Genomic DNA, 9,157 nt, shown 5'->3' on the forward strand with positions numbered 1-9,157 from the left:
AACTGTGTCTACTTCTTCAGGCTGAGCCATTCCGTCAGCTGTTCCAGCGGCCACGTGGTGACAATCCGTTCCTTCGGGACGCCCAGGGCTTCGGCGCGTTCGGCACCGTACTGCAGGAAATCGAGTTGGCCAGGAGCATGGGCATCACTGTCGATGCTGAACAGGCAGCCGGCGTCCAAGGCCATCTTGATGAGGTTGTCCGGTGGGTCCTGGCGCTCGGGACGGGAATTGATTTCGACGGCGACGCCCCACTCCGCGCACTCCTTGAAGACTCTTCCGGCATCAAACTCGGACTCAGGCCGGGTACCCCGTGATCCTTGGACGAGGCGGCCGGTGCAGTGTCCCAGGACGTTGGTGTGGGGATCGCTGATGCCGCCCAACATCCGCGTGGTCATGGTCTTTTTGTCTGACCGGAGTTTGGAGTGGACACTGGCCACCACAACGTCCAGCTGGCCCAGCATGTGGGGAGTCTGGTCCAGGGTTCCGTCTTCGAGGATGTCCACTTCAATGCCTTTGAGGAGGCGGAAGCCTTCCTGGGTTGAGTTGATTCCCTCCACGATGTCGAGCTGCTTCTCAAGCCGCTCCACGCTCAGGCCATTGGCGATCGTGAGATTGGGGGAGTGATCCGTGAGGGCAAGATACTCGCGGCCGAGGGTCCGTGCCGCTGCCACCATGGCTTCGATGGGGGAGCCGCCGTCGGACCAGTTGCTGTGGCTGTGAAGATCGCCGCGCAGCGCTGCCCGGAGAGTGTCTCCTCCGGATGCCAACGATTCCGTGCCACGTTCGCGCAGGTCGGCAAGATACTCGGGGACCCGGTCTTCGAGGGCCTGTGTAATGACTTCGGCGCTGCGGTTGCCGACGCCTTTGAGGCTGGTGATCCGCCCGGTGCCCACGAGCTTCGCGAGTTCTCCGGGCGGAAGCTGCCGCACGGCGTCGGCCGCTTTCCGAAAGGCCTGGACCTTGAAGGTAGGGGCCTGGCTGCGTTCGAGCCAAAAGGAGATTTCGTCGAGCGCCTCTATGGGATCCATGGCTCCATGATCCACGAACCAGGCGCACCATCAACAGTGGGCAGTGTCAATGGTGCGCCGGTTCGGTCGCCGTCACCTAGTGGTGGCGACCCGGGTCCAGGGCGGGATTGGAGCCCTGGCCGTTTTCTCCGTGCGGGGCCTGGCCGTGCTCGCCATGCGGAACAGCGTGCTGTCCTGCCATCGAGGCGGCCAGTCCCGGTGTTGCCACTGTTGCAACAACGACGGCGGCTCCGAACGCGGCTGCCAGAAGCCGCCCGGTCCTTGGCTGGCCGTGGGCGCCGCCGTCGTTGGTCTTGTGCTGCCGCCTCAGCCAGCCGGCTCCGGCAAGTGCCATGAGCGTCAGGCCGAGGGCGGCAAAGTGGCTCACGTCCAGTGAGCGCAGGGAGCTGATCCCGATAACTGAGACTGCGAGGTGCGCAGCAGCAGCAACGGCGAGTACAGGAAGCGCGAATCGTGCGAAGACCAGGGCGTTGCGGTGCAACCCCCGCAGGGACCAGGCCAAAAAGGCCAGGCCCGCCGCGAGGGTTGCCACGCCGGCAACCACCATCCCGGGTGTCGCTGACGATGTTCCGGTGAGGTATCCGGCGGCAAGGGAAAGCTCGACCATCCCGGCGGCCATCGCTGCGAAGTACACGAACAGGAGGGTCGCTGCGTTCAGTGTGGGGTGGTGTTTGCTTTCCATGGTCCTTGCCGTCCTCTCGCTGCTTTACTCGGTGATCAGGCGGATCAGGCGCGGGCGGAAGCTACGGCTGCCTTGTCCTGGGACAGTGCAACTCCCAGCAGGACCACAGCGCTGGCGAGGTGCAGCACATTGTCTGCGCCGTTGAGGGCGATGATGTTCAGGGACGAACCCACCAGGAAAAGTCCGAGGATACCTACCAGAAGGTAAACGCCGCCTACGGCCGTGTTGACGGATTTGGACAGCGTGACGCTGTTCATGCCGGCGTAAAGAAGGGCAGCGCCGATGGCCAGGTGGATGATGTTGTGAAGCGGGTTCACGGCGAAGATGATCAGGTTGGCGCCCTCGGTGGCGAAGAAGCCGATTCCCGAGGTGACAAAGAATCCGAGCACGCCTACCAGAAGGTAGACAGCTCCGAAGATGGTGGCGATCAGGCGATTGGGCGAAGTACGCATGGTCCGAACCTTCCGGTGATGGCCGGATATCCCGGCCGTCCTGCTGAGCCCCGGGTGGGGCTCTCAAGCAGTGATTCGGACCATAGGCGCAGGTGGATGGGTGGTGGTACGGAAATTCTTTCCTGCGGCTAGGGGCGGAGGCGGATGCTGCTCATCTTGAGGTCGTTGGTGCCCTCGAAGACGTATTGGAGATCGATGGTCTTGCCGTCGCATTGCAAGGTACCGGAGAGATCGGCCTTGTTGTTGCCGTTGTTGTTGTTCACGTTCACCGAGTTGTAGTTCGGCTTGCACGAGCTATCAAGCTCAAGGCTGGCAATGCCGTCCACGAACGACTGCTTGTCCAGCTCGTCCTTTAGTGGCTGGCTTAGGTAGTTGTCGTAGGCCTGCTCGGTTTGGCCTGTGACCACCAAATTGGTGAATTCGTCCGCCAATGACCTGGCCTTGGACGTTGCATTGCCCACCAGGTTGACCAGCAGCAACACGCCCACCACTGCCAGCACGATCACGCCGGCGACGATGCTGAGGACGATCCACAGCACCTTCCTGCTCTTCCGGGCCGGTGGCTGGCCGAACTGGCCCGGAGGGTACTGCCCTGGTTGGAATTGGCCCTGCGGGTAAGGGTTCTGGGCGTACGGCTCCTGGCCGGGTGCTCCGTACTGGGGGCCGCCGTATTGGGGGCCGCCAGGTTGGGGCCCGGCGTTTTGGGGCCCGCCGGCTTGGGGAGCAGCGGACGACGGCGGCTGTTGCCACTGCGGCGAGCCGCCGGTCTGAGGGGGGTACCCGGGTCCGGGCGGCACCGGTGGCGGGTTCTGGCCCGGGTAGTTGGGCTCGGGTTGTTGCGGGTTGCTCACGGTAGTGCCCCTTTCGGCAGCCTTAGGCAGCGCCACCACATGGCCGGGGTCCTCTGGCCGGCCCCCGGTACGTCCTCTTGCATCAAATCGCATGCGGGTTCGGCGGGCAAGTACCGTGTCGCGAATAACAGCAGGTGGAGAAGGTTTTTAGTTCCCGGAGCGCCTTCCCAGGAGCGGCTGGACGCGGTAAGGGATCATCTCGCGCATCGCCAGTGCTGTGTCGGTCCGTTCCACCCCATCGCAGCCGAGAATTTTTCCATTGATGCGGTAGAGGTCCTCCGCATCCAAGGCGACGACACGCAGCAGCAGGTCCGCCGAGCCGGTGAGGCCAAAGCCTTCGAGGATTTCCGGAATGTCTGCCAAATCCTGTGCCAAGGAAGCGAGCTTTTGTTGTTGGACGTGGACCGTGATGAATGCAGTCAACGGATAGCCGAGTGCGGCCGGGTTGATCCTTCGCTCAAAGGACAGGAAGGCATGCTTCTTCTCCAGCTGGGCCATGCGGGCTTGCACCGTATTACGGGACAGGCCCAGCTTTTGGGCAAGGGCCACCACTGTTCCGCGGGGGTCTTTGGCCATCGCAGAAAGGAGCCGGGTGTCAGTGCCATCCAGGGGTTGCATAATGCGCAAGATTAGCACGGTGAGCTCACCCGAAACAGGGCAGAATGCTCAATTTGCAGAAGGGTAGTTGTACCCGATGCGCGTTGTGAGTAGGGTCACAATTAACTCCGGCGAAGGTGCCGGAGGGCCGGTCTGCGGCAGGATCACAAGTCCAGCCAGCGCCGACGAAAACGAGCCGGAAGGTTGCGATCACCTGTGTTGACGGATCAGGCGGGCAAGGGAGTGCACCACGACACTCCGGGCCCTGGACATAGTGCACAAAACACCCTGAGGACTGGCGGCAATCTGCTCCAGTTGGTGTCGCCGGAAGGCGAGCGGATCAGCCATCCGGAATTCGATGTCTGGGTCAAGGACGTCGGAGATGAGCAGTTGTGTTCCTTGTATGAGGACATGACAGTCATCCGCCGCATCGATGCCGAAGCGACGGCACTCCAACGTCAGGGCGAACTGGCATTGTGGCCACCGCTGCTGGGCCAGGAAGCGTCGCAGATCGGCTCCAGCCGTTCGCTGCGCGATGACGACTTCGTCTTTCCCAGCTACCGCGAAAGCGGCGTGGCCTATGTTCGTGGCGCGCACCTTTCCGAGATCGCCAGGGTGTGGCGCGGCAATGCCTCCTATGGTTGGGACCCGCAGCGCATCAATCTGGCGACGCCGCAGATCATCATCGGATCCCAGAGCCTGCACGCCACGGGCTACGCCATGGGAGTCCAGCTGGATGGCGCAAACACTGCGGTTCTGGCCTACTTCGGTGATGGCGCCACGAGTGAAGGCGACGTGAACGAGGCCATGGTGTTCGCGGCCAGCTACCAGGCTCCCGTGGTGTTCTTTTGCCAGAACAACCATTGGGCCATTTCCGAACCTGTGCGGGTACAGTCACACGTGCAATTGGCGGACAGGCCTACCGGATTCGGAATTCCGAGCATGCGTGTTGACGGCAACGATGTACTCGCTGTCATGGCTGCCACGAGGGTAGCGCTGGACCGTGCACGCAAGGGCGGAGGGCCCACCTTCATCGAGGCCGTCACTTACCGCATGGGTCCGCACACCACGGCCGATGACCCCACCCGGTACCGCGACCCGATCGAACTCGAAGACTGGGCTGCCAAGGATCCCATCCTGCGGCTGCGCAAGCTCCTGGAGGCCAAGGGCCTCCTCGCCGAGGATGTCGAGGCCCGCGTCAAAGCGAAGGCTGACGCCGTGGCAGCCGAGCTCCGTTCCAGCTGCATCGAGATGCCGGACCCTCAGCCGCTGGACGTCTTCAACCACGTCTACAGCACGCCCAATTCCTGGATCGAACGCCAGAAGGACCACTACTCGCGCTACCTGAACAGCTTCAACCAGCCAGTCGAGGAAGGTGCACTCTGATGTCCAAGCTCACGTTTGCCCGGGCTATCAATGCCGGCCTCCGGAAGTCGCTCGAAAACGATCCCAAAGTAGTCCTGATGGGTGAGGACATTGGCTCGCTCGGTGGTGTCTTCCGCGTCACCGACGGACTCCAGAAAGACTTTGGAAAACATCGGGTCATCGATTCCCCCCTGGCTGAGTCAGGCATTATCGGCACCGCGGTTGGCCTGGCCTACCGCGGCTACCGTCCCGTGTGCGAGATCCAGTTCGACGGCTTCATTTACCCTGCGTTCGACCAGATTGTCAGCCAGGTGGCCAAGATGCACTACCGCACCCAGGGGCGGGTCAAGATGCCCATCACCATCCGCGTTCCTTTCGGCGGCGGCATCGGCTCGCCCGAGCACCATTCAGAGTCGCCCGAGGCCTACTTCACCCATACCTCCGGTCTCCGGGTTGTTGCAGTGTCCAATCCGCAGGATGCCTACACCATGATCCAGCAGGCGATCGCTTCCGATGATCCCGTGCTCTACTTTGAACCCAAGCGTCGCTATCACGACAAGGGTGACGTGGACGAAAGCGTCGACCTCGCCACGGCACTTCCGCTGGACAAGGCCGCTGTGGTCAGTACCGGTTCCGATGTGACGCTGGTGGCCTACGGTCCACTGGTGAAAACGGCCAAGGACGCCGCGATGGCGGCGGCTGACGAGGGCATCTCCGTGGAAGTCATCGACCTCCGTTCACTGGCCCCCGTGGACTACCCCGTGGTGGAAGCATCTGTCCGTAAGACCGGCCGCTTGGTCATCACCCACGAGGCCGGCCAATCCGGCGGCCTGGGTGCGGAGATCGCTGCCAGCATCACGGAGCGGTGCTTCCACTATCTGGAGTCCGCCCCCGTCCGCATTACCGGCTTCGATGTGCCCTACCCCTACTCGAAGCTCGAAATGCACCACCTGCCGGATCTTGACAGGATTCTCGACGGCGTTGACCGCGCCTTGGGCCGCCCCAACTCGCTGAGTGGACTGGAAGGATGACCGCCACCATGATCAAGGAATTCAGGCTCCCGGACCTTGGCGAGGGCCTCACGGAATCGGAAATCCTGAGCTGGAAAGTGGCTGTAGGAGACACTGTCACGCTGAACCAGGTGATCGCCGAGGTGGAAACCGCCAAGGCCGTTGTTGAGTTGCCCTCTCCCTTCGCAGGAGTGGTGGCAGAACTTCATGAGCAGCCCGGCACGGTGGTGGAGGTCGGTAAGCCGATCGTATCGTTCGAGGTTGACGACGCCGGGTCCACCAACGGGGGCGTCGCACCGACTGCTGGCAACGGGTCAGCCCGTAATGGTTCCGTTGGCAATGGTTCCGCTGACCGTGCGACTGGTGACGGGTCCGCCGTCGCGACATCTGCGAACGGTGCGCCTGCCGCGGCCGCCGCTGAACCTGTGGGGAGCCCCGCTAAACGCGAGCCGAACCTGGTGGGGTATGGCGCCGTCGTCGAACACAGCGGCCGCCCAACCCGCCGCGCGCGCGGGCTGGTGTGGGACATCAAGGTCCCAACGCCCGCAACCCCGGAAGCACCCGTAACCCCGGAGGAACCAGTAACCGTCGAGCCCACAGCGGCCCGTCATACAGAGGAAGGGACACCTGAGCGACCTCGTTCCACTCCGCCAGTGCGAAAGCTCGCCCGTGACCTCGGGATCCACCTGGAATTGGTTCGCGGAACCGGGCCGGGCGGCCTCATCACCCGCGAGGATGTCCAGAACTTCTCCGATGCGCCGGAAGCTCCAGCCGCAGCCCGGACTCCGGATGCACAGGGCGGGCGGGAAACGAGGACGCCGATCAAGGGAGTCCGCAAGTTCACGGCTGCGGCCATGGTGCAAAGTGCTTTTACCGCGCCGCACGTGACGGAGTTCCTGACCGTCGACGTCACGGCAACCATGGATTTGTTGGCCCGGCTCAAAGGTAACCGGACGTTCGAAGGCTACAAGCTGACACCGCTGACCATCGCGGCCAAGGCGGTCCTGGTGGCGCTGGGGAACAACCCGTCGCTGAATTCCCGCTGGGATGAGGCGAGCCAGGAGATTGTCCAGTTCAACTATGTGAACCTGGGCATCGCTGCAGCAACGCCGCGTGGCCTGACGGTGCCGAACATCAAGGACGCTGACCGGCTGACACTGCGTGAACTCTCCAGGTCGCTCACTGAACTGACCGATACAGCCCGTGCGGGCAAGACAACCCCGGCGGACTTGTCCGGTGGGACCATCTCCATCACCAACATTGGCGTGTTCGGCATTGACGCAGGCACTCCTATCCTGAACCCGGGAGAGGCCGCCATACTGGCACTGGGTGCTGTGCGGAAGGCGCCATGGGTGGTGAACGACGAACTCGCCGTCCGCCAGGTCATGTCCCTGAGCCTGTCCTTCGACCACCGCTTGGTGGACGGCGAACAGGGTTCACGGTTCCTCGCAGATCTGGGCTCCATCCTGGCCGATCCCGCCATGGTCATGACTATGATCTAGCGGTAACTGAAGCTGCGACGGCCCATCCCTTTACGAGTGCTTGCAGGAAACTGCGGTTAAGGGGTGGGCCGCCGCGCGTCAGCGGGCAGGTGGTGTCAGTCCCTGGTCGGTGTCAGTCTTCGGTGGGCGTAGTCCGGTTGGAGTGGACATTGCGCCAACTGTGTTCCGGCTCAAAGCCCAGGAGCCTGCGCGCCTTGTCGATGGACAGCATGGTTTCGTGCTCGCCCAGCTCTTTGAGGACCTCGACGCCGGGGAAGACTTCCGCGGCCAAATCGGCGCTGCTTCGGCTCATCACAGTATCGGCGGCGGCAATGATGAAAGTCTCGAAGCCCGGCACGCCATGTTCCAGGGCCCTGACCACTGCCAGTGCACCGTCGCGGGCGTCGATGTAGCCCCACAGGTTCCATTTCCGGAGGTTTGCGTCGGAGTCGAAGGACGGGAAGGCGTCGTAGTCCTCGGGGTCCATGACGTTGGAGAAACGCAGCGCGGTGATGCTCAGTTCCGGGTCCCATCGCGTGAGCTGGATGGCCATCTGCTCCTCTAGATGCTTGACCAGCGAGTAGGTGCTTTCGGGCCGGGCCGCGTACTCCTCGTCCACGGGAATGTAGGGAGGAGCGATGTCGAAGGGGAGCCCCAGTACCGTCTCGCTGGAGGCATAGACCACCTTCTTGATGCCGGCCCGCCGGGCAGCCTGGAACACGTTGTAGGTGGACACCATATTGTTCTCGAAAATTGCGGCGTCGGGGGCAAGGCCTGGTGCGGGAATGGCGGCCAAGTGAACAATGGCGTCCAAGCCGTGGTGCTGGTCATCCAGGCCCAGGATGACATCCAGGACCTGCCCGTAATTGCGGAGATCCACGTTGACGTAGCCCTTGCCACGGGTGCCGGCACGGTCAATGTTGAGCACATGGTGGCCATCCTGCCTCAGACGCCGGACCACGCTGCTGCCCAGTTTCCCGCTTCCGCCGGTGACGGCAATCCTCATGGTCTGCTCCTCGATAGTGGCTGGTCCCTGACCCTGTCGCCTTGTTGATTCAGCTGCTGGTTGATTCGGCTGTTGCGTTGACTTCCCCGCCGGTGGAATCGACAGCATTGTTGACTTCGCTGCTTTCCTCATGACGCAAGGTTTGAGCTTCAGCCTAGGCGCCTCGGCGGGAGAAAACAGCCTGTCAGGCTGGCCCTGTGAGTCCTAGGAAGACACGAACGACCCAGGTGCAGAGTCCTACACGGGCTGGCCGGCCTCGCGGTAAGCCCGCGGGACTGTCCCAACCTCGCGGGTTTCGACAGTTCTGCCGGTTTGTCGGTTTACCGGGTTCTGCCGCCGTGCCGGTCTGCTGGTAAACCGTGGGCCGCTTGAGCTTGCTAAGTTCACGCTCGCCCAAGCCCGCGGGGCATCCCGCGCACGCCGTTCCCGCGGTGCATTCCGCGCACGACGTTATTCAGGCGGTCCCGGGCAGTTTTCGTCCGGCGCTGGGGTTGGGCGGGTTTGTGTTCTGCTGAGGCTTTCTTGTGTTTTGTGGGGTGTGGTGGTGGTTGCGTCGGGGTGTTTGGTGGGGGTCGATGTGGGGTGGGGGGATGAACCAGGGGACGCCGGTTTCCATGTCGATCCGCCACTGTTCCTTGTGGATGAGGTGGTGGTGGTGGCTGCAGAGCAGGGTGCCGTTCTCTGT

Annotated in this window: 9 protein-coding genes and 1 pseudogene; 3 read left to right on the forward strand and 7 right to left on the reverse strand. The window is 62.9% G+C overall.

Features of this window, described 5'->3' with window-relative positions:
• Nucleotides 1–8: 8 nt before the first annotated feature.
• The 5 genes from AB4Y77_RS07500 to AB4Y77_RS07520 form a co-directional block, all read right to left on the reverse strand.
• Entirely contained in the window at nt 9–1,028 is a 1,020-nt protein-coding gene (locus tag AB4Y77_RS07500) for a PHP domain-containing protein (RefSeq protein WP_311215216.1), read from the reverse strand.
• A 76-nt stretch (nt 1,029–1,104) separates the two neighbouring features.
• Nucleotides 1,105–1,710, reverse strand: coding sequence for a hypothetical protein (locus AB4Y77_RS07505; RefSeq protein ID WP_311215217.1), 606 nt, complete (start codon nt 1,708–1,710; stop codon nt 1,105–1,107).
• Nucleotides 1,711–1,754: 44 nt separating this feature from the next.
• The gene (locus AB4Y77_RS07510) at nt 1,755–2,162 is read right to left on the reverse strand and encodes a DUF4383 domain-containing protein (protein WP_011774231.1); all 408 of its coding nucleotides are present in this window, start codon (nt 2,160–2,162) and stop codon (nt 1,755–1,757) included.
• A gap of 128 nt (nt 2,163–2,290) precedes the next feature.
• Nucleotides 2,291–3,013, reverse strand: coding sequence for a hypothetical protein (locus tag AB4Y77_RS07515; RefSeq protein WP_311215218.1), 723 nt, complete (start codon nt 3,011–3,013; stop codon nt 2,291–2,293).
• 147 nt (nt 3,014–3,160) lie between these two features.
• Nucleotides 3,161–3,631, reverse strand: coding sequence for an Lrp/AsnC family transcriptional regulator (locus tag AB4Y77_RS07520; protein ID WP_442013445.1), 471 nt, complete (start codon nt 3,629–3,631; stop codon nt 3,161–3,163).
• Between the two features lie 195 nt (nt 3,632–3,826).
• Between AB4Y77_RS07520 and pdhA the strand changes: the two genes are divergently transcribed.
• Genes pdhA through AB4Y77_RS07535 form a run of 3 tightly spaced genes read left to right on the forward strand, consistent with a single transcriptional unit; the run spans nt 3,827 to nt 7,487 of the window.
• Entirely contained in the window at nt 3,827–4,996 is a 1,170-nt protein-coding gene (gene pdhA, locus AB4Y77_RS07525; protein ID WP_442013446.1) for a pyruvate dehydrogenase (acetyl-transferring) E1 component subunit alpha, read from the forward strand.
• Nucleotides 4,996–6,006 carry an alpha-ketoacid dehydrogenase subunit beta gene (locus AB4Y77_RS07530; RefSeq protein WP_311215221.1) on the forward strand — a complete coding sequence of 337 codons (1,011 nt, stop codon included), beginning with the start codon at nt 4,996–4,998 and terminating at the stop codon, nt 6,004–6,006. The genes pdhA and AB4Y77_RS07530 overlap by 1 nt, the downstream gene beginning before the upstream one ends.
• On the forward strand, nt 6,003–7,487 hold the full coding sequence (locus AB4Y77_RS07535) for a dihydrolipoamide acetyltransferase family protein (RefSeq protein WP_442013447.1): 1,485 nt from the start codon (nt 6,003–6,005) through the stop codon (nt 7,485–7,487). Before AB4Y77_RS07530 ends, AB4Y77_RS07535 begins: the two co-directional genes overlap by 4 nt.
• 112 nt (nt 7,488–7,599) lie before the next feature.
• On the opposite strand, the gene AB4Y77_RS07540 is transcribed toward AB4Y77_RS07535, so the two are convergent.
• Nucleotides 7,600–8,472, reverse strand: coding sequence for an NAD-dependent epimerase/dehydratase family protein (locus tag AB4Y77_RS07540; protein ID WP_311215223.1), 873 nt, complete (start codon nt 8,470–8,472; stop codon nt 7,600–7,602).
• 454 nt (nt 8,473–8,926) lie between these two features.
• Nucleotides 8,927–9,157, reverse strand: a pseudogene (locus AB4Y77_RS07545) (hypothetical protein); the annotation flags it as partial.

This window comes from Paenarthrobacter sp. YAF11_1, from assembly GCF_052113445.1.
In the GTDB taxonomy this organism is placed as follows: domain Bacteria; phylum Actinomycetota; class Actinomycetes; order Actinomycetales; family Micrococcaceae; genus Arthrobacter.

Bases quoted from the DNA above. Each gene is read 5' to 3' on its own strand.
- AB4Y77_RS07500 (WP_311215216.1), bottom strand. From the start codon at position 1,028: ATGGATCCCATAGAGGCGCTCGACGAAATCTCCTTTTGGCTCGAACGC.
- AB4Y77_RS07505 (WP_311215217.1), bottom strand. From the start codon at position 1,710: ATGGAAAGCAAACACCACCCCACACTGAACGCAGCGACCCTCCTGTTC.
- AB4Y77_RS07510 (WP_011774231.1), bottom strand. From the start codon at position 2,162: ATGCGTACTTCGCCCAATCGCCTGATCGCCACCATCTTCGGAGCTGTC.
- AB4Y77_RS07520 (WP_442013445.1), bottom strand. From the start codon at position 3,631: ATGCAACCCCTGGATGGCACTGACACCCGGCTCCTTTCTGCGATGGCC.
- AB4Y77_RS07530 (WP_311215221.1), top strand. From the start codon at position 4,996: ATGTCCAAGCTCACGTTTGCCCGGGCTATCAATGCCGGCCTCCGGAAG.
- AB4Y77_RS07535 (WP_442013447.1), top strand. From the start codon at position 6,003: ATGACCGCCACCATGATCAAGGAATTCAGGCTCCCGGACCTTGGCGAG.
- AB4Y77_RS07540 (WP_311215223.1), bottom strand. From the start codon at position 8,472: ATGAGGATTGCCGTCACCGGCGGAAGCGGGAAACTGGGCAGCAGCGTG.